23 protein-coding genes are annotated in these 19871 nt (G+C 50.4%); 7 read left to right on the top strand and 16 right to left on the bottom strand.

The genetic code is table 11. The annotated features are described in order from the left end of the window. Positions 1-35: 35 nt before the first annotated feature. Genes SE18_RS21265 through SE18_RS21250 form a run of 4 tightly spaced genes read right to left on the bottom strand, consistent with a single transcriptional unit; the run spans position 36 to position 1952 of the window. Complete coding sequence (locus SE18_RS21265; protein WP_054536489.1) at positions 36-461, bottom strand: LIC_13387 family protein; 426 nt, start codon at positions 459-461, stop codon at positions 36-38. Then, positions 461-856 (bottom strand): hypothetical protein, encoded by a 396-nt coding sequence (locus SE18_RS21260; RefSeq protein ID WP_054536488.1) that lies wholly within the window; start codon positions 854-856, stop codon positions 461-463. The genes SE18_RS21265 and SE18_RS21260 overlap by 1 nt, the downstream gene beginning before the upstream one ends. A gap of 9 nt (positions 857-865) precedes the next feature. Beyond that, a complete protein-coding gene (locus SE18_RS21255; protein ID WP_054536487.1) occupies positions 866-1387 on the bottom strand; it encodes a DUF2867 domain-containing protein in 522 nt (173 codons plus the stop codon). Next, positions 1329-1952 (bottom strand): TetR/AcrR family transcriptional regulator, encoded by a 624-nt coding sequence (locus SE18_RS21250; protein WP_054536486.1) that lies wholly within the window; start codon positions 1950-1952, stop codon positions 1329-1331. Before SE18_RS21250 ends, SE18_RS21255 begins: the two co-directional genes overlap by 59 nt. Positions 1953-2117: 165 nt before the next feature. Between SE18_RS21250 and SE18_RS21245 the strand changes: the two genes are divergently transcribed. Next, positions 2118-3281, top strand: coding sequence for a glycoside hydrolase family 27 protein (locus tag SE18_RS21245; RefSeq protein WP_160319535.1), 1164 nt, complete (start codon positions 2118-2120; stop codon positions 3279-3281). Between the two features lie 68 nt (positions 3282-3349). Here SE18_RS21245 and SE18_RS27855 read toward each other — a convergent pair whose 3' ends face one another. Both SE18_RS27855 and SE18_RS21235 read right to left on the bottom strand, forming a co-directional pair. Further along, positions 3350-4381 carry a choice-of-anchor J domain-containing protein gene (locus SE18_RS27855; RefSeq protein ID WP_054536484.1) on the bottom strand — a complete coding sequence of 344 codons (1032 nt, stop codon included), beginning with the start codon at positions 4379-4381 and terminating at the stop codon, positions 3350-3352. Positions 4382-4534: 153 nt separating this feature from the next. Further along, the gene (locus tag SE18_RS21235) at positions 4535-5476 is read right to left on the bottom strand and encodes an NADP-dependent oxidoreductase (RefSeq protein WP_054536483.1); all 942 of its coding nucleotides are present in this window, start codon (positions 5474-5476) and stop codon (positions 4535-4537) included. A gap of 110 nt (positions 5477-5586) precedes the next feature. Between SE18_RS21235 and SE18_RS21230 the strand changes: the two genes are divergently transcribed. Continuing rightward, on the top strand, positions 5587-5973 hold the full coding sequence (locus SE18_RS21230) for a winged helix-turn-helix transcriptional regulator (protein WP_407928491.1): 387 nt from the start codon (positions 5587-5589) through the stop codon (positions 5971-5973). Here SE18_RS21230 and SE18_RS21225 read toward each other — a convergent pair. The 5 genes from SE18_RS21225 to SE18_RS21205 form a co-directional block, all read right to left on the bottom strand. After that, positions 5970-6761 (bottom strand): helical backbone metal receptor, encoded by a 792-nt coding sequence (locus tag SE18_RS21225; RefSeq protein WP_201783520.1) that lies wholly within the window; start codon positions 6759-6761, stop codon positions 5970-5972. The two genes, SE18_RS21230 and SE18_RS21225, sit on opposite strands and share 4 nt — an antisense overlap. Further along, positions 6745-7380 (bottom strand): hypothetical protein, encoded by a 636-nt coding sequence (locus SE18_RS21220; protein WP_054536481.1) that lies wholly within the window; start codon positions 7378-7380, stop codon positions 6745-6747. The genes SE18_RS21225 and SE18_RS21220 overlap by 17 nt, the downstream gene beginning before the upstream one ends. Beyond that, the gene (locus SE18_RS21215; RefSeq protein WP_054536480.1) at positions 7377-8678 is read right to left on the bottom strand and encodes a glycosyltransferase family 4 protein; all 1302 of its coding nucleotides are present in this window, start codon (positions 8676-8678) and stop codon (positions 7377-7379) included. The genes SE18_RS21220 and SE18_RS21215 overlap by 4 nt, the downstream gene beginning before the upstream one ends. Positions 8679-8935: 257 nt before the next feature. Next, positions 8936-9925, bottom strand: coding sequence for an NAD-dependent epimerase/dehydratase family protein (locus SE18_RS21210; protein ID WP_054536479.1), 990 nt, complete (start codon positions 9923-9925; stop codon positions 8936-8938). Between the two features lie 20 nt (positions 9926-9945). Next, positions 9946-10710: a glycosyltransferase family 2 protein gene (locus SE18_RS21205; RefSeq protein ID WP_054536478.1), complete on the bottom strand. Its 765-nt coding sequence runs from the start codon at positions 10708-10710 to the stop codon at positions 9946-9948. A 33-nt stretch (positions 10711-10743) separates the two neighbouring features. Here SE18_RS21205 and SE18_RS21200 point away from each other — a divergent pair, with 33 nt between their 5' ends. Then, complete coding sequence (locus tag SE18_RS21200; protein WP_054536477.1) at positions 10744-11523, top strand: polysaccharide deacetylase family protein; 780 nt, start codon at positions 10744-10746, stop codon at positions 11521-11523. Between the two features lie 65 nt (positions 11524-11588). Here SE18_RS21200 and SE18_RS21195 read toward each other — a convergent pair whose 3' ends face one another. The 5 genes from SE18_RS21195 to SE18_RS21175 all read right to left on the bottom strand — a co-directional run bounded on the left by SE18_RS21195 (position 11589) and on the right by SE18_RS21175 (position 15467). Further along, the gene (locus SE18_RS21195) at positions 11589-11846 is read right to left on the bottom strand and encodes a GlsB/YeaQ/YmgE family stress response membrane protein (RefSeq protein WP_054536476.1); all 258 of its coding nucleotides are present in this window, start codon (positions 11844-11846) and stop codon (positions 11589-11591) included. A 68-nt stretch (positions 11847-11914) separates the two neighbouring features. Further along, positions 11915-12172 (bottom strand): GlsB/YeaQ/YmgE family stress response membrane protein, encoded by a 258-nt coding sequence (locus tag SE18_RS21190; RefSeq protein WP_054536475.1) that lies wholly within the window; start codon positions 12170-12172, stop codon positions 11915-11917. Positions 12173-12791: 619 nt separating this feature from the next. Beyond that, positions 12792-13310: a hypothetical protein gene (locus SE18_RS21185; RefSeq protein WP_054536474.1), complete on the bottom strand. Its 519-nt coding sequence runs from the start codon at positions 13308-13310 to the stop codon at positions 12792-12794. Next, positions 13310-14473 (bottom strand): methionine aminotransferase, encoded by a 1164-nt coding sequence (locus SE18_RS21180; RefSeq protein WP_054536473.1) that lies wholly within the window; start codon positions 14471-14473, stop codon positions 13310-13312. The genes SE18_RS21185 and SE18_RS21180 overlap by 1 nt, the downstream gene beginning before the upstream one ends. A gap of 10 nt (positions 14474-14483) precedes the next feature. After that, positions 14484-15467 carry a zinc-dependent alcohol dehydrogenase family protein gene (locus SE18_RS21175; protein ID WP_054536472.1) on the bottom strand — a complete coding sequence of 328 codons (984 nt, stop codon included), beginning with the start codon at positions 15465-15467 and terminating at the stop codon, positions 14484-14486. A gap of 361 nt (positions 15468-15828) precedes the next feature. On the opposite strand from SE18_RS21175, the gene SE18_RS21170 reads away from it, so the two are divergent. The 4 genes from SE18_RS21170 (at position 15829) to SE18_RS21155 (ending at position 19849) form a co-directional block, all read left to right on the top strand. Beyond that, the gene (locus SE18_RS21170; RefSeq protein ID WP_054536471.1) at positions 15829-16512 is read left to right on the top strand and encodes a hypothetical protein; all 684 of its coding nucleotides are present in this window, start codon (positions 15829-15831) and stop codon (positions 16510-16512) included. 20 nt (positions 16513-16532) lie between these two features. Further along, positions 16533-17399 carry a hypothetical protein gene (locus tag SE18_RS21165; protein ID WP_054536470.1) on the top strand — a complete coding sequence of 289 codons (867 nt, stop codon included), beginning with the start codon at positions 16533-16535 and terminating at the stop codon, positions 17397-17399. Positions 17400-17433: 34 nt separating this feature from the next. Further along, on the top strand, positions 17434-17676 hold the full coding sequence (locus SE18_RS21160) for a hypothetical protein (RefSeq protein ID WP_054536469.1): 243 nt from the start codon (positions 17434-17436) through the stop codon (positions 17674-17676). A 130-nt stretch (positions 17677-17806) separates the two neighbouring features. Then, positions 17807-19849: an NAD(P)/FAD-dependent oxidoreductase gene (locus SE18_RS21155; protein WP_054536468.1), complete on the top strand. Its 2043-nt coding sequence runs from the start codon at positions 17807-17809 to the stop codon at positions 19847-19849. Positions 19850-19871 lie beyond the last annotated feature (22 nt).

Raw genomic sequence — 19871 nt, 5'->3', positions numbered from 1 at the left:
CGTGCTCACTATACTCGATTCTGAGGCGCTAGGTTTCAGGCTTGCGATGGATGTTGGGGTTGCGCTTGACGACTAGCCAACGCATACACCACAGTGGTGATGCTAAACGAACTGCTGGGAAAGATAAAAAAGTAGCGCAACGAAAGCACAGCCAAGCCCAACGAGACTGCACTATTGAAGCGCCAAATTGCCTGCAAACGAGCCGGTTCATTGCCCAGTACCCGCAGAATCAGCAAATTCAGCACACCATAGCCAATCAATAGATAGCCCATTGTCAACGAAAAGCCGCTATGCAATTGCAACATGCTGCGTTGAACGCCGGGCAATTGCACCTCAATCTGGCGCAACTGGCTGGCTGCACTTGAATCTGCTTCAGTTGCAAACAATTGAACATAAAGATGACCCAAGCCAACGATCATAAAAATCCAAGCGCCAAGCTTGCCCAATAATGATGGTTGCATTAATGTACTCCTTGCTCAATCAGGCTTGGGCGTGGAGTTGCCCACCATGTTAGCCCAGCCAAGGCTGCCAATAAAATCCATTGGGGAGCCAACCACAGCTGCCCAACAACCACAAGGTTCAAGAGCAGCCATAGCCCACTGTAAGCCAGATATTGGCCAATAATTGCTCGTGCTTGCTTAGTTGGTTGTGGATGCTGGGCCAAACGCCAAACTTGATAGGCCAACCAACCAAGCTGAATGGTCAGCATATGCCAAGTTGCCACGAGTTCTAAGCGCGGGCTGGCTGCCAGATTGGCATTATTCAAGGCCTGAATGCTGGTTAATTGGCCAGCTACACCATGTATTAACGCAGTCGTTCCGCCAATCAAGCCCACAATTGTTGTGCGTGCTAGCATCGTTTGCTCCTATGCAGCTTGCAAGTTGGCCAGCCCAGCCTTGATCATCTGGTTGACAACCACATGGTGAAATGGTCGAATCACATTAAAATAGACTGGCCCCGTCCAAGCGTGATAGCGCACAATCGTGAGCGTATGCAGCTTGTACTCCAAGCCAGCGCGTGGCTCCAACACCACCGCCAACCATGCAGTCAGATGCGATTCGCTGGCCGAGGCCACCAAATACTGGCCCTCTGCTGCTGCCGTAACCTTGAAAAAGCCCAAGTTTTGGCCTGCTTGCATTGGCACTTGCTCAGGCAGCAGTTGATTGCTGGAGGGAATCCCCGTTTGGCGCATGCCCAACATGCGCACAAACCCCCAACGAATCGCATACAACGTTTGCATCCAAACTGGGTTATAGCCAATCATAGCGGCGATAAAACGGCGTAATTCTTGCTCAGGCTGCGCGGTCTGAATCTGACGGGTTTTAACATCAACGTGATTCGCTTGGGCGATCAACGGTGCCAATATTGGGTGCTGCTGGATCGACATTGGGGCCTCCAGGAATTGCATATAAACGCAAAAATTCATCGTAGAGCTGGCGTAAACGTGACGTTGGCAGCATTGGTTGCATTAACACAGCGCCAAGCAAAATCGTATAGGCATGCTGGGCCATCAATAAACCTTGATCGGAATTGCCCGTTAGTTGGCTACAAATGTCGGCCACGAAGCTCACGCGCAGGCTATCGATCCGTTCGATCATCGCCCGAACTTCAGCATCGTGCGCCGCCCAGCCACGCATGGCAATTTCCACATCCCACGGGTCGTTGGCTGCATAAATCGCCACAATCGTCAGCAAATCAAACAAGGCGCGTAATTTTTGGCTAGGCTCGGGATAGCTCGCCAAATGCTGAATAATATCTAAGGTATCTTGTTGCTCGAATTGCTGCAAAAGCGCAGTTTTGTAGCTTGGCCAGCCGCCAAAATGATGATAAAACGAGCCTTTGGTCACCCCCAAATCGGTCGTCAAACGCTCAATTGTCAAGGCCGAAACCGATTCGCTGCTGAGAATACTCAGCCCATGTTGCAACCAATCTTCACGGCGTACCCGAGCCATACTGCCTCCGTTATGCCACCGCTAAAACATACCATACTGTATGGTATTGTCAAGCGAGCTTAAAATTCTAAAAATATTATCCATGAAAAGCTTTGACATTGGCCAAGCTCAAGGCCTACAATTGAGCCTATGGTAAGGAACGGCCCTTATCACATGGAGAACTGTATGTCTACTTCAGAGCAACCTCTCGCACCTACTCCGCCAATGGGTTGGAACTCGTGGAACATGTTTGGGAGTACGATTCATGAAGATTCAGTCCGCGCCACAGCTGACGTGATTGTTAGCTCTGGGCTTAAGGATCTTGGTTATAACTATGTGGTGATTGATGATTGCTGGTCGACCAAAGTTGGTCGTGATGGGAATGGCGATTTGGTCGCCGACCCTGAAAAATTCCCCAGCGGCATCAAAGCGCTAGCCGATTATATTCATAGCCTTGGCTTGAAAATTGGCATCTACTCCGACGCAGCGCATCTGACCTGCGCCAGCTACCCTGGCAGCTTTGGCTTCGAAGAGCAAGACGCCCAATTATGGGCTTCGTGGGGCATCGATTTCCTGAAATATGATTTTTGTTTTGCCCCGACCGACCAAGCCACAGCGATCGACCGCTACACCCGCATGGGAGAGGCCTTGCGCAAAACCAACCGTCAGTTCCTCTACTCGCTGTGTGAGTGGGGTGGCCGCAGCCCACAGCTTTGGGGCCGCTCGGTTGGTGGGCATATGTGGCGGGTCACTGGCGATATTTTCGATAGCTGGGTTGATATTTGGGTCGCGCCCCACAAATATTATGGCCTAGGAATTGACACGGCGATTGATATTGCTGCGAACTTAGCCGAATATGCTGGCCCCGATGCCTGGAACGATTTGGATATGCTGGTGGTCGGGTTGAAAGGCAAAGGCCAAATCTCTGGCGGCGGCTTATCATTTATCGAATATCAAACCCATATGTCATTGTGGGTCATGGCCTGTTCGCCCTTGATGATCGGCTGCGATATTCGCAATATGGATCGTGACACGACCAGCTTGTTGACCAACCGCGAAGTTTTGGCCGTCAACCAAGATCTTTTGGGCATTGCTGGGCGACGAGTTAGGCAAATTGGCACATGCGAAATTTGGAAAAAGCCGCTGGCTGATGGCTCAGTTGCGGTTGCCTTGATCAATCGTGGCGCCAATGGCAGCGATCTGAGCTTGCGCGCTTGCGATATTGGCCTGCTCGACACACCAAAATCGGTACGCAACTTGTGGACACAAGAAGATATTGCTGAATTTGGCGAAGCGTGGCAAACCCGCATCCAGCCACACGAAACTTTGTTGCTCAAAATCAAAGCCTAAAAATCACCGCCCCAATCGAAAGCCCCGTGAGATGGATGCTATCTCACGGGGCTTTCGATTAATCAGCTTTAGGCATCTTTTTGGATCGGGGCCATAAAGACCTTGAAGACTGGAATTGGCGTAACTGATGGCGTATGGGTAGGAGTGTTCGTTGGCGTTCGGGTAGGGGTATTGGTTGGCGTGTTGGTTGGGGTAATCGTTGGTGTATGAGTAGGGGTGTTGGTTGGCGGCGTGCCGGTTGGCGTCCGCGTGTTGGTTGGCGTATTGGTCGCCGTGTTGGTTGGCGTGTTAGTTACAGTAGCGGTCGTTGTATTGGTTGGGGTTGGCGTAATCGTAGCTGTGTTTGAAGGAGTTGGCGTATTGGTAATTGGGGTTGGCGTATCGCCACCAGAGACATTGCCCGAATAGCTAAAATCGTCAATCCCAATATACTGACCATTATCTGAAGTATCAACAATATAGTGGCGGAAGCCAATCCGGCCTACGGTTGGCTGACTCACCCCACTGATGGTATAGGTAAATTGAGCCCAATCGTCACACGGGTAGCCGTTGCTGCCATCTGGATCATGGCCAGTTTCTTGATTGGGATTAATCTGGCCAATCAGATTCGAGAAATTGCCAGTGTTATTACCACTCGCAACATTGGTGCTCGTTCCAGCGAGGCTATAACGAATATCCAAGCGATCTGGATCTGATATACAGCCAAGAGAGCGCGTCCAGAATGAAACTGTTTTGCCATTTTCCAAGACGAGTGGCGGGGTGAGCAACCAGTTACTCACAATAGCATTTCCATTAATGTTTGAAGCTTGCCAAGAAGATCCTGCAAATGAATTATTAGCGCCAGAGTGAGCATTCATATTATACCCATTCGAGCGACCTTGTTTCCAACGATCATGATCTGTCGTATCTGAATTAATTGGCTCACTCGCGTTTACAATGAACCAGCCATCAGCCAAGGCTCCAGCAAATGAATCGAAGTTTTCATTCAAAACGGTAGGTGCTGTAGGTGCGCTGGGTGTTTGAGGTTGAACCAACCCCTGTAAACCGATCCCAGCCAGCAAGAGTATCCCTAAAAGCGAAGCTCGAAAGCGTGTTGCCATGTGTGCGATGACCTCCCCATATAAGTGCAGATACCCCTAAGTATAAGAAAACACTTAACAATCTGCAACATGCAAATGGGAAGATAGTCCTAGGCGCATGAGTAGCCCATGGCAGATAGCCACTAGGACTATCTGCCAGTAGGATGAGTCAAGTTAGATCACTTTGACCACAATTTTGCCGCGCACCCGATTGCTTTGCATGCGCTCGTGGGCCGCCCCAAGTTCGGCAAAATCAAACACTTGCTCAAGCTCGATGCGTAGTTGTTGGCTATCGATCAATTGGGCAATTGCTGCAAGTTGGGCTTGATCAGCATGAACTAAGTGGCTTAAGCTCTTGCCTGCGTGAGCAGCAGCCAACTCTTCTGGGGGCGAGCCAACAATCGTGACCAAGCCAGCGTGGGGTTTGAGCACCGCATACGAGCGCGCTTGAACCTCGCCGCCAACCGTATCAAACACCACATCAACTGGCTCAATTTGTTGCTCGAATAGAGCAGCCGTATAATCAACAAATTGATCAACGCCCAATGCGCGCACAAAGCTTTCGTTACGAGCAGAAGCAGTCGCAATCACATGGGCGCCGCGTAATTTGGCCAATTGCACCGCCACATGGCCAACACCACCAGCAGCAGCATGGATCAACGCCCGATCGCCAGCCTGCAAATCAACCGCATCGAAGGCTTGCCAAGCGGTCAACGCCACCAATGGCACTGCTGCCGCTGCTTCAAAACTCAGGCTTGCGGGCTTAGGCGCAACTTCGCTCGCTGGTGCAAGCACATATTCTGCATAGGCGCCAGCAGGCGTTGGAAAATTGACCATGCCATAGACTGGATCGCCAACCTGCCATTGGCTAACATCTGCCCCAACCGCAGCAATCGTGCCCGCCACATCCCAGCCCAACACTAATGGAAAGTTATTCTCGCCAAAAAAGCCAGGAATGTATCCCGCGCGCACTTTATAATCAACCGGATTAATCCCAATCGCATGCACGTTAATCAATACTTGATCGGCTGCTGGCTCAGGCCGCTCAACTTCAACCTGTACCAATTCGTCAATACCACCATAGCGCTTAATTTGAACTACTTGCATCGTCGCCATATCCAGGTATCCTTCCATCTAGACAAACGAATCTTTGCGCTTAGTATAAACCGTGCTATGATTTTTACAAGAACGCACAATTTTGTTGGGTACTAACAAAATTGATACTATTGGATTACAAAGGGCTAAATCGTATGTGTCATGATTATGGGTTCAGCTATTCGTGCCCGGTTGAGGCAACTATTGCGGTCATTGGCGGCAAGTGGAAGTGTGTCATTTTGTTTCATCTCTGCGATGGCAAGAAGCGCTTTAGCCAATTGCAACGCTTTTTGCCCGAAATTACCCAGCGCATGCTGACCTTGCAACTACGCGAACTCGAAGCCGATGGCGTGATTAGCCGCACAGTCTATGCTGAAGTGCCACCACGGGTCGAATATGCCCTAACCGAGTTTGGCGAAAGTTTGCGGCCAATTCTGTTTCTGATGCGCGATTGGGGCCAGGAGTATCGCGATACGATTGTGGATACCAAAACTCGCCAAGCTAGCCAAGCCAATTAATCATCAATGCCACTCAACAAGCGACGATAGGTTTGCAACGCTAAGGGAATTCGCGGGCCATACCAGGTGAGCAATTGGCCATCGCAGCAATTAATTTGGGGAGCCAAGCCCTGCAATTGTTCAGCATCTGCTTGGCTAAATGTATATGGTTCGTCGGGCAGTAAAATACGATCTGGTTGCAAGGCCGCAATTTCGGCCAATTCCAAGCGTGGATAGCGACCCGCTGGATCGGCCAAACAATTGCTTGCCCCGCAACATGCCAACACATCGGCGGCGTAGGTTGCTTTGCCAACCCACATCCATGGGTCGCGCCAAATTGCCGTAGCCACTCGTTGTTGTCGAATAGGCGCAAGCGCCAGCTCAGCCTGAATCGCCTCAATCAAGGGCCTAGCCTGCTCGCTGCGTCCAAGCATGCTGGCAATCGTTTGCAACGAAGCCATGGCCTGTTGCACGCTATCAATCTCGCTCACATAAATCGTCAAGCCAGCAGCTGCGAGCGCAACAATATCACGCTCACGATTTTCTTCTTTGTTGGCGATGATTAAATCGGGCGCTAGCGCAAGAATCTGCTCGCGATTGGGATTTTTGGTGCCGCGCACTTTGGGCACTGCCGCCACTTGTTCAGCGGGCACAATACAATAATCGGTGATCCCAACAATTTGCTCGGCCAAGCCCAACCAAAAAAGATACTCGGTGAGGCTTGGCACCAAGCAGACAATGCGCTGTGGCACGCGCTCGAAGCGCAATTGATGCCCTAAATCATCGGTTATGTTATACGATTTGGCCAACCAAATACCCCAAGAAACTCAGAATAAGGTTATACAACAGCAAGCCATAGGCAACGCTGACGAAGGTTTCTTCATAGGGCTTGGAAAAAAGCACCCGCAGCGCCTTCAGCGTCGCAACCATAAACAGCAAGCTCAACGCCAAGCCCGAAATTGCCCCGACAAAGCTTACAAAGCCAGTTAACAAATAGAAAAGCCCGCCCACAACAAGCATAATTGGTGGCCACGCCATGGCTAAGGCCGTCGCAAATTCATCACGCTGGCGAAAACTCAGGCGTTGGCGTTGAGCAATAAACGAAATCAAGGCCGCAAAACCAGCAGTATGCCCAACCACGCTCACCACCAAGCTTTGGGAAGCCAACTTGCCTGGATAATGATAAATCAGCAAACCCATTACCAACAGCAACAAGCCGCTGACAAACGCTCCAATCGCGACATAGATCAAGGCGTTTTTGAGCGAGCCACGCCCGCGCACAAGGCCAAATGGCGGTTCGCTCGGCTTGCCAGCTAAGGCAATCGAGGCTTGCAGCAGTTCGGGAAGTTGCATTGTTGGAATCGGAGGTGATGGCGGCGACGATGGAGCAGATTGTGATGACGACGGCTGAGGGTTACGAAAACTCATTGGAATCCTCCACGCAAAGAGCGAGCTTGCAAAAGTTCGTGGTATGTGGCAAGGGTTTGCCGCGCCACAACCGGCCAATCAAAACTCCGGCGCACAATCGCCGCGCCAGCAGCACCCCATTGCGGCCAGTATTGGCGCAAATCGAGGGCTAAACGTAGCGCATTTGCCAAAGCCCGTTGATTGTTCGCTGGCACCAACAAACCATTATGGCCGCTGATAACTTTATCGGGAATGCCGCCAGCAGCGGTTGCTACCACCGGCAAACGATGAATCATCGCCTCAAGCGTGACCAACGACGAACCTTCATACAAGGTTGGATGAATGAACAAATCAACATGTTCATACAATGAATGCAATTCACGATCACTCAGACGACCGAGCAGGCTCACATGTTGCGCCAAGCCCAGATTTTGGGCTTGCTGCTCCAGCGCTGCTTGCTCTTTGCCAGTGCCAACCATCAACAAGCGCCAGTTTGTAGGCAACACGTCGCGTAAATCGGCCAAGGCCGCGAGCAGCAGATGGTAGCCCTTGTTGCGCTCCAAACGACTAACGGTTAAAAACACAACCTCGCTGCTGGCTAAATCCAAGCGTTGTGCTAAATCATGGCCCAATTCAGCATCTACCTGCTCCAAGGCTTCAGCAACATCAATCGCCGAAGGCAACACCGCCACCCGCGCAGGATCAACGCCCAAAAAATGTGGCAGATCAGCGGCGGTGCAGGCATCGGTGGCAATTGCACAATCTGCTTGGCGATGGCTCCACGAATATTGGGCGCGAAACGGCGCATAGGCCAGCTGCTTGCGCCAATCAACATTCTTATATTCTTCCATGCCATGCGGGTTGGCAATATGCGGAATGCGGCGCAAATCTGGCTGCTGTTGGCGCACTAAGCCCCAGCCCAAAGCACACAAGCCTTGGCTATGCACGATGTCAATCTGGCCTTGCTGGGCGGTTTTGGCCACAGCGCTCGCCTGCTGCCAGGTAAAAATTGGATAATTAATTTGGCGGCCAATGATGCTGTTTGGCCGCAACCAAGGGCTAGTGCGATCATAGCGGGTTTGGTGCACGCGAATCAACGGGTTTTGGCACAAACGATCATAGGCCGTGCCTGAACTTGGCGCAGCATCAGGAATCGTTTGGGTCCAAAGATCGAGCTTAACGCCCAAATCGCTCAGATGGGTGACCAAATGAAACACATGACGCTCGATGCCGCCAAAGCCGTGCAACGGAAAAACCGCCCGACAAAGCATGGCAACACGCAATTGCTGATCGATTGGGGCTGCTAGGGTTGTTGCCATTGTAGAACCAAACTAATTGAGTGCCCTCACCATCTCGTTCAAGGATAGGTTTTTCAACGAAGCATTGGTTGATCACCACCCTTCCGTCCGCAGGGTGTGCAGGGGGCTTTAATCCCCCTGCACACCCTCAAAGCCAATTGGTAGTGATCACACATCCACCGATGAACTATGGGATCGTCGTTCCCAAGTCAGAGCTTAAGACCCATCCTTTTATCTCGCGCCGCACTGAGGGCGAGGTTGGGTGCGGTATCTAAAAACTACCAATAGGATTCGCGGAATTCACGGTAAAAGTTCACGGTATACTCAAGACCTTGGCGCAAGCTGGTGGTTGGCTGCCAGCCCAAAACCGCTTGAATTCGGCTGTAATCGCTATAGACGCTGCCAATATCGATGCGGGCTTTTTCTGGGGGAAACGGCACCAAACGATACGAGCCAGTGCCCGCCACTTCAGTCAGAGTCGAAATCAATTGCAAATGGCTAATTGGCTCAGGGCCACCAAGATTAAACACTTGGCCATCGGCGGCAGGATTGATTGCGGCCAACAAAAAGGCTTCAACCGCATCATCGACATAGGTATAATCGCGCTGCTGCTCGCCATCGCCATAAATGCTAATCACTTCGTTATCGAGCGCTTGGCGCACAAACCAGCCCAAGGCCGTTTGGCGAGCGTGACGCACCAACATGCGCGGCCCATAAGTGTTGGTCATGCGCAAAGCACAGGCCCGAATCCCATAAACATTGTTATAGAGAATGTGATACCACTCGCCAGCCATTTTGTTGATGCCATTAACATCGGTTGGGTGCAACAAATGCTGCTCATCGACTGGCACATAATCGGGGCGGCCATAAATTTGGCGAGTGCTGGCAAAAACAATTTTGATCGCAGGGTTATTGTGACGGCAAGCTTCCAGAATCGAAAGCTGGGCGCGACAATTAATATCTAAGTCGTTGAAGGGATTTTCCATTGAATCAATATGGCTGACTTGGCCAGCGAGATTAAATAGATAATCTTGGCCTTGCACCAAATATTGCAACGAATGTTGGTCGCGCACATCGGCAATATTAATCCGAACGTGGTCGGCCAAGCCGTGCACATTCGCCATATTGCCGCCATACTCTGGCACCAATGAATCAACGATAACAACTTCTGCGCCTAAATCAACCAAGCGAAAGGCTAAATTTGAGCCAATAAAACCCAAACCGCCAGTAATCAAACAGCGCTTGCCGCGAAATGCCTGCTGTATCACACAACCTCCATATGAGCCATTTAGCCTACGTCACGCCCAAGCGCACGTTGGCGAGCGGCTTGTTCCTTAAGATGTTTGCCAAGGATGACCAATTTCCACCACAGCTGCAACAACTGAATCAGCGTGCGCCACAAACGGGGAAAATTAAAAAACTGCGATTTGCCATACGTCCGATGATAATGATGAACTGGCACTTCGGCGAAATTAAAGCCTGCATCCTGCAACTTTTTCACCAATTCCAAACAGATTGTGCCGCTATCCGATTCAAGGTTGACTACATCGAAGACATTGCGCCGAATCAAACGAAAATCACAATCAACATCACGCAATTTAAAGCCAAATAAAAATTTGACCCCATGGTGATAGATTCGACCAATAATTTTACGATGTAATGGGTCAGAACGGGCAATCTTGTAGCCGTTGACAATATCAACCTCAGGGGTTAGCACTTGGTACAAATCGCGTAATTCATTGGGGTCGTATTGGGCATCGCCATCGGTATAAAACACCAAATCTTTGGTGGCCGAGGCAAAGCCGGTGCGTAACGCTCCGCCGTAACCGCGATTTTTGGGGTGGTGAATTGGGCGAAAACGTGGATATTTGGTGGCTAAATCATCAAGCACTTGCGCGGTATAATCACTGCTACCATCGTTAACCACGATCACTTCATAATCATCGGTGAGTTCTGGTAAAACGTGAAATGCTGTGATCACCAAGCTACCAATGGTGCCAGCATCGTTATAGGCAGGAAAGAAGACCGAAATACTTGGACGTTCGCTGGTCATTTATAATCCTTTGACTGGTTTTTAATCGTTTTGATGCAGAGTACTAGCAGCGATTATAGCAGAAAGCGCCACGCCTGCCGCCAAAGCTTGGTGTTAATTGGGCTACTTTGGCTTTTAATTGGTTGTGGTTCCAACTTCTCAACCCCAAGACCAACCATCACCTGGCGGTTGGCCCAACCAGTTGCCGCCACAATCACGCTTGGGCCAACCTATACGCCCCAAGCAAGCGAGGTTTCGCCAATGCAACCAACCCAAGTTCGCGATAAGGTTGTGTATTTGACCTTTGATGATGGCCCCGACCCAATCTGGACACCCAAAATACTTGCTTTGCTGGCCCAGCATCATGCCCAAGCTACGTTTTTTGTGCTCGGACGCAATGCCCAAGCCTATCCCGAAATCATTGAACAACAACGCTTGGCTGGCCATATGCTGGCAAATCATAGCTGGAGCCACCCCGACCTCACCCAGCTTAATCAAGCAAGTGTGATCCAAGAGCTAAATTCAACCCAAGCACTGTTAGGCGCAACTTCCAGCAATTGTTTTCGACCACCCTATGGCAAGCACAACCAGCAAACTACTGCCAGCGCCGATCAATTGGGTTTACGCATGGTGTTATGGGATGTGGATAGCGCTGATTGGAAACAACCAGGCACTGAGGAAATTGTGGCCCGCATTCGCAGCCAAGTGCGTGATGGAGCCGTGGTGTTGCTGCACGATGGCGGTGGTTCGCGCCAACAAACAATCGAGGCCTTGGAAATTCTGTTGCCTGAGCTAGCCGCCCAAGGCTATCGCTTCGTCGCTGCCTGTAGTTAAACCAAAATCGCTAGCGATACAACGCTGTATCACTAGCGATTCCACAGATCAGAGCCAGTTGAGGCTTAGCGGACGCGTCCACGTTGGAAGAGGTTTACAATCCCAAGCAAGACAACTGCACCAATCAAGGCGGTCAAGACGCTCCACACGTTGAACACATTAGCGGTCACGTCGCGGTTGATCAAAAAACCGCCGATGAATGCTCCGATGATACCGACAACAATATTCAATACTGTGCCTTGTTGAGCATCGGTGTTCATAATTTTGCTAGCGACCCAACCGATCAATGCGCCGAAAATAAGCCATGCAATAAGTGAAAACATTATAGATTCCTCCAAATAGTTAATTCAATATCAGTGCTTGTTGATACTAATTAATTGAGCTTGAGAACTTAGCGAACGCGGCCACGTTGGACCAAGTTGACGATTGCGAGTAAGACAACTGCGCCAATCAACGAGGTCAAGACGCTCCAAAGGTTGAACACATTAGCGGTCACGTCGCGATTGACCAAAAAACCACCAATGAATGCCCCAATGATCCCGACGACAATATTTAATACTGCGCCTTGTTGAGCATCAGTGTTCATAATTTTGCTAGCGACCCAACCGATCAATGCGCCGAAGATAAGCCAAGCGATAAGTGAAAACATTGTTGATTCCTCCATTAGTTTTTTCAAATAGTGCTTGTTGTTACTACTGTGATTGCTTATGCAGAAAGTGTGCCAGCATTTCTTTTTCAGTAGTTGTACATTGTTTCGTTTGCCTATCAATGTACTTGTTGTTCTACTGTTGCTCTAATGCAGAAAGTGTGCCAGCGTTTTTCTGTTGGTAATCGCCAGTTGTAAACCTGTTCTGCCATAATCTAATGCAGAAAGTGTGCCACCATTGAAATTATGAAGGATGAGGTCAAAAGTCAGAAGGATAAAGGATGAGGGATGAAGTAAGAACAAAGAGCATAGAACATAGATTTAGGGGTCAGGATTCAGGGGCAAGCGGTCAGATAGTAGGCTTTAACGCAGCGGCGCAGAGAAATATGGCTATGAGGCTCTAGGCTATGGGCTGTAGGCTAAAATAATCATTCGTGGAATCTGTGGCGAAAAACGTTCTTCGTGATCTTAGCGCTCTTCGCGGTTTCAAGCTTCGTGCTCTTCGTGCTCTTCGTGGATCAATAGCCTAGAGCCTCATTCCCTTGGTGCTCTTCGTGGATCAAAAAATTAACCTTCGCGATCTTCGCGTGCTTCGCGGTTTCAGGCCTTCGTGGATCAAAAACTAATCTGGCTCGAAGCCCAAAATATCGATCCGTGAATTGCTGAGCACCACCCAATCGCCTGTTTGCAATTGTTCATTGGGCAATTTGGCTACATTTGGGCCAGTTAGGGTTGTGCGCAGGCCAATGCTACCAACCCCAACCGCAATAATTGCTTCAACATAGCTCACTGCATAGCCCAAATCATCACGCCGCTCCCAAGTTATTAACTCTTGGATGCAGCCATAGGCCAGCGGCATGGTACTCAGCCCATTGCCAACCTCTGGCTCGATTGCCATGCGCTGGGTATCTGCTGGTTGCAAGGCGACTCGGCTTAGCTGAAATACCAACTGCGCCTTGCCATAGCGGCCCGCATGAGCCTGATTCACATGATTATGGCGATCAACAACGCCTAAGCGTACTTGCTTGAAACCCAGCACAATCAAGGGCAAAAAGCGCTGCCCGCTACTATGCATCCTGCCCGGAATCAATTCTTCGAAGCAGGAATGCAATTGCAATGCTTGAGATTTTGGAAAATGCATCAGCTTTGGCTCCCTAAGCGCTTGAGTTTTTCAGCAGCGGCGGCAATCGTTTCGGGCTTTTTGGCAAAGCAAAAGCGCACCATCCCCGCTTGATAATTATCGTGATAGAAGGCTGATGGGGGAATCGCCGCCACGCCAATTTCGCTAATCAGATAGCGGCAAAATTCTGCATCATTATCCCAGCCCAAATCACGAATATCAGCCATCACAAAATAGGTGCCTTGCGGTGGCAACACATACAAGCCAGCATCACCCAACGCTTTAACCAATTGCGTTCGACGGGCGCTATAAAATTGTAATAACTGGCGTTCGTATGGCTCGCCAGCATTCAAGCCAACCACCGCCGCCGCTTGCAGGGGCGTGGCACTGGCAAACGTCACAAATTGATGCACCCGCCGAATCGCCTCGGTCAGTGGATTAGGCGCAATCGCATAGCCAATTTTCCAGCCAGTAACACTAAATGTTTTGCCAGTGCTACTAATGGTAACTGTGCGCTCCCACATCCCGGGCAAAGTGGCAATTGAGCAATGCTGATGATCTTCAAACACCAACCGATCATAGACTTCATCGCTCAATACCAGCAAATCGTGCTCAATTGCAATTGCTGCTAGCTGGCTCAGCTCAGCCCGCGACCACACTTTGCCAGTCGGATTATGCGGCGTATTCAAGATGATAGCTTTGGTTTGGGGGGTAATCGCGGCCCGAACTTGGGCAAAATCGACATCCCAACGTGGCTCGCTCAAACGAACGTAGCGGGGAATGCCGCCAGCCATCAGCACATTCGGCGGATAGGCATCGTAATACGGCTCGAAAATAATAACCTCCTCGCCTGGATTGATCAGCGCCATAATTGAGGCAAACAAAGCTTCGGTTGCCCCGCTGGTGACCGTAATTTCCGTCTCAGGATCGACTGAGGCTTTGGTGTGACGCTCCCATGTCCGCGCAATCGCCGCGCGCAAGCTTGGCAAGCCTGTACTTGGCGCATATTGGTTAAGATCGGCATTGATGGCGCTACAAGCAGCATCTTTTAAAAATGCAGGCCCAGCAAAATCAGGAAAGCCTTGGCCAAGGTTAATTGCTTGATATTGCGCGGACAAAGCGCTTATTTCACTAAAAATGGATGTGCCAAAGCCAGCTAAGCGATTGGCGGATTTGGGATGCACAACGAGCCTCCTAGCCTGTAATCACGACTTTACCAGCGCCGCTTTCGGTTGCCACGCGCACGATCCCAGCCAGATCATCAAGGGCGACCGTGGTATCGACATGCGGTGCCAAACGACCATCGGCAAACATCGCACTCACATCAGCGATCAGTTTGCCAAGCACTTGCGGAGTTTGGCGGTTGAGCCAGCGGCCAAGCCAAAAACCACGAATTGTTGCTTCGCTAAAGATAATCCGTCCATCAATCTGAATTGGCTGGTTGCTCAACAAACCATAAACGATCATTTGGCCATAGGGTGCCATTGCATTGAAGACTGCTGTGCCAGTTTCACCAGCAACTGCATCGATCGCTTTGGCAATGCCTTTTTGGCCAGTAATTTCCTTCCAGCGCGCGGCCAGATCGTCGCCGGGATGGGTGATTACGCCAAGTGCGCCAGCGTCAAGCAACGCTTGGGCTTGTTCAGCTTTGCGCACGGTCGCCACAACTTTAAAGCCGCGAACTGCGGCCAATTGCAACATAGCGCGGCCCAAGTGCGAAGCGCCAGCAGTTACCAAGACTGGTTCGTCGGGCTGCAACTCCAATTCATCGCTCATAATCCAGGCCGTCAAATAGTTGACCCAAGTACAAGCAGCTTGGGCATCGCTAAGCGCCGCTGGAGTTGGCACCAAAAATTGAGGTTTGACAACTGCATACTCACGCCATGTGCCCTCAGTCCCGACCGCGCCGAGCATGAGGATAACCCGATCGCCGACTGACCAGCCAGTAACGCCCTCGCCAAGCGCCTCGATCACCCCAGCGGCCTCGTTACCAGGGACTGCTGGTAAACTCGGGCGCACCCCATATGTCCCTTGAATCGTATAGACATCTGATGGATTGATCGAGCGCGCGGTTAGACGGACTAGAACCTCGCCAGCACCAGCGGTTGGGGTTGGCTTTTCGACCAACTGCAACACATCTGCCAAGGCTCCAAATTCGTGAAATTCAATCGCTTTCATGGCATCCCTTTGGCATAAAACACACATCGACGTGCTAAAGTATATCCTATCCCCCATGAGGTGACATGTCAATCAATACTTGCTACTAAGACCTATCCAGACACGGCTCAGCAAAATTGCGAAGCGGCCAAGCGAGCTACTAAAATAGCCCATTGGAATGCCCAATTCCCCCCATAGGGATATGCTAATAGAGGACTAATAAAACATTGACAAAACTCTAGCCAACATGTAGTATAATTTCAATGCGCGGCATTGATAATTATGTTCATCTGCACATGCTCGCGACACCTCAATTAATGTGTGTGTACATCATGAGCAGGGCATAACTCAGCCCACATTTGGATAGTGATGGTGGTAGCAATTGACGACCTTCCACAGAGCTTGGCAGTACGCAACAGAGCGCATTAAACGAGCATCGGTTCATCGGTGGCTGTGGTTTTTTGTCGTTAGCACAGGTCTTGCTGGTTGTACCCAACCAGGCGGGTTAAACCTTCAATCGTTGACCTTGACTGCTGCCAATCCAACTGTTAGCGGCTCGAACCCAAACATTCAACCAAGCGTACCATCACAAACCAACGTTTCTGGTCAGCCAACCCAAATTCTCGTGCCAACCGCCGTTGAAGATGGCCCGACCAGCCAAGTTATTGCAACCATTGCTCCAGTTGAGCCAAGCTTAGCGGTGCCAACAGTTGTACTAACCCCACCACCAAGCGGGAACGCCGCATGGGAGGCTCAAAAAATTGATGTTCAGCAATTTAGCGAGCCAACAACCTATGCTGCACCTGGAACCGTCATGCTTTGGTGGTATGATCCAAACTCAGGCCAATACGTTGGCCTTGGTTGGATTCGCTCTCCACTCATCGCAAGCGGCGAGTTTCGATTGCGTTGGAGTGGTTTAGCTGCTTTAGCCATCCCATACACGATTAACGTAGATTATGGCTTGACCTTAGAGCCAAGCATGATCCAACGGATTCGGCGTGCTGGCTATGGCGCTGATGTTATTGAAACATTTGTCTATCTTGCGCCCGATATTACGCCACAATAGGGCAGAAGGAGACTGTACATATGAGCAGTCGGTATTTAGAAATGGTTCGCGGTCAGCGCCGCAACCGAGGAGGCGGTTTTCAGTTTACGGCGAAAACCCTCTTGGTTGTGCTTGCCGTATGCGCCATGGTCGGATCGGCTGTGTATTGGTGGGGTATTCAAAGCGTTCTTACCCCCAATAAGCTGATTGCTGGCTCCTTTACATTGATTTTAGTTTTAGCACCGCCGAGCTTGGTGAGCTTCTTGATTCCATGGTCGCCAGCAGGTATGTTGTTGCAAAAAATCAATGCCCGAACCCTCGGCTATGTTGTGGTCGTGGTCTGTGCCTTGATTCTGGTGTACTACTCGTTTACCTTGCAATATCAATGGTGGGAAACCCAAGCAGTCGTCCAAGATAGCAATATTACCTTGTTGCAAGTCTTGGTCGGATTGATCGGCTTTATCTTTATTCCTGCATTGTTGTGGACTCCAGTCAGCAGCGAAGAACTGGTCGAACAGATTCGCCAAGCACACTTGGTACGCCGCTACGAATTGCAAACCCAAGCCGATATTGCTATTTTACGCAATACCTTGCTCCGCGCTCAAGAGAAAGCGCTGATCGGTTTTGCCAATTTGACTGTCCAAGAAAAAGAAGAACTAGCCTCGGTTATGCGTGGTTTGGTGCGTGGCATCGACACCACCATGAAAGAGCTAGCCCAAAGTGTTAAGGCCGTGAGCGGAACCGTAACACCCTTCGCAGCGTTAGAAGATAACGAGGACATCAAAGGGTACTTGGATTATGTTGCCGATAGTTTGATGGATACATCCATGAACCCTGGCACCAAGCCAACCAATACCACTTCGATGGATCGCTCGCCCATGGATCGACCTGGCGGTTACTCACGCTAGGTTTTAACTTAACTCATACCCTTGGAGGTGGCCGATGCGTGGTCGCTTACGCTCGACTGATGAACGATTAATCGATGATGACTTGACTGAATTGGCCGACGAATTGTCGATGCGGCTGTATGCAACGATGGGTCATCGGGTCTATTTGCTCAGTCGCCCAGATATTATTCAGCTCACCAAATCATATATCGATGATCTCCATACGGAAGATCAAGATGCTATCTGCTGGCTGATTTGGGATCTCTTTCAAGAAGGCATGCAGCTAGAATTTGGTTAGACTAAGCTTCAAGCTCAAGCATCAACGCCGCTTTTAACGTAAAGGCGGCGTTTGTGTTTCTAGCGCTAAAGCATTCTGCAACCCACCTGCGTAGAAACTCATAGAATGTTTTATTGCGATTGTGGGAATTATGCACGTTTACGCACAGTATGATCTTGAATGGGCCGCAGCACCAGCAACAATTTATGCCCGCTTGGCCGAGCTGCCTGGCTGGTTGTTGGGGTCTGAAGTTGCTGGCAGCTGGCATTGGGCCGATCAGGCTTGGCAGATTAGCACCCAGCATCAGCCGCAACGCTTGCATTGGCACGCCCAAAGCAGCAATCAACCAAGCCTCAAAGCCGATTTGGTGCTCGAATTGCTGGATAGTGTTTCCAGCACCCACATTCGGGCAACCTTGCACTTTGAATGGCCCAAAACAGCATTTGAGTTATGGCACTATTGGCAACGCCGCCGTTGGTTGCACAACGAATTGGCTGCTGTTTTGCAACATTGGCGTGAAGCATGGCCAGCTCAAGCACCTGCAAGCAACCAGCTTGCTGAGAGCCATCCACGCACATGGCAAGCGTTCCAAGCCATGAATGCCCTCGATCAACTGCAACGGATTCAAGCGCTCGATCAACGCTGGCAACAATTTGAGCAAGGCCAACTGCCAAACCTACCCTACAGCCAAACCCAACAGTTGCCTAAAGTCGATACTGCGTTTGATTTGGTTTATGCTGGCGGCGGCTTAGGCTTACTCCACGCCACGCTGATGGCTCGCAAAGGGCTGCGGGTTTTAGTCTTTGATCGCCATGAAGTTGGCTGTGCGCATCGCGAATGGAATATTTCGCAGGCCGAGCTTGAGCGCTTGGTGGCAACTGGCTTTATCTCGTGGGAAACCCTGGAACGCGAGATTATTATGGCGCGCTATACTGATGGGGTTGTGCGCTTTCACGCTGCTGGTTCAGCGGTTGCCCCCGCCGAATTGCATTTGCCCAAGGTGTTGGATATTGCGCTTGATGCTGGGGCGCTGCTGCGTTATGCACGTCAGCAATTTTTGGCTGCTGGCGGTACCGTTTGGGATGAAACGAGTTTTGAGCATGTTTATCACGATCCACAGCGCCAGCAAACCATCGTTGCGGTGCGCAAGGTAGATCAAGCGCAGGTGATTGCGACGCGTTTGCTGATTGATGCAATGGGGGCAACCTCGCCATTAACCCTTGCAAGTCAACCGTTTGCAGGCATCTGCCCAACCGTTGGCACAGTATTGAGTGGCGCAGACCATGACCAAAACTTGGGCGATATTTTGATTAGCGTTGCCGACACCCAAGCCGATCGCCAATTGATTTGGGAAGGCTTTCCAGGCCGCGATCAGGAACTGACGGTCTATGTGTTTTATTATGATCAGGTTGGTGCCAAGGCCCAATATCAGCACTCGCTGCTTGATTTATTCGAAGATTATTTTGAATTATTGCCAAGCTACAAGCAACTAACACCCAATGCCAAGCATCTGCGACCAGTTTTTGGCTATATTCCTGCTCGCCATGCGTTGAGCAAACCCAAGCCTTTGGCGGGAGTTTTGGCTTTGGGCGATGCCTCAGCGCAACAATCGCCATTAACCTTTTGCGGCTTTGGTTCGTTTGTCCGCAACCTTGAGCGCACCACCAATTTGCTCGAACAAGCGCTGCAACAGCAATTAACCACACCAAATCATTTAAGTGCAATTAGTGCCTACCAAAGCAACGTCAGCATGAATTGGGTGTTTAGCCGCTTTATGACTCCGTGGGGCCGCCCGCAGGATGTCAACGAACTACAAAATGTTTTTGCCCATGTGCTCAATCGTTTGGGCTACGATTTGGCGCGGCGCTTTTTTCAAGATCAAATGACGTGGCAAGACTATAATCGAGTAGTATTAGGCACGCTGGCCTATTACCCACAAATTATGCAGGTTGCTTGGCAAGTGCTTGGCTGGCGCGATTGGCTGCGCTGGATTGGCGATTGGTTGCGGTTTAGTCGCGCTGCATTGATTGCGAACGTTGGCCAACACGTGCCAGCTTGGTTGATTGCGCGTTTGCCTAAACCATGGCTTTTTCAGTACAATGCAGCCTATGCCGAATGGCAAGCAATGGGTTGGCTCGATTCCAGCCCGAATAATCAAAGCCAAGCGCTTGGTGCAAACACCAAAATTACGTAGCTTGGCCCAGCTTTTTGGATTG

Origin of the sequence: Herpetosiphon geysericola, assembly GCF_001306135.1 — a bacterium.
Classification (GTDB): domain Bacteria; phylum Chloroflexota; class Chloroflexia; order Chloroflexales; family Herpetosiphonaceae; genus Herpetosiphon; species Herpetosiphon geysericola.
The sequence above is the reverse complement of the archived record's forward strand: the minus strand, read 5'-3'. Positions and strand labels throughout refer to the sequence as shown.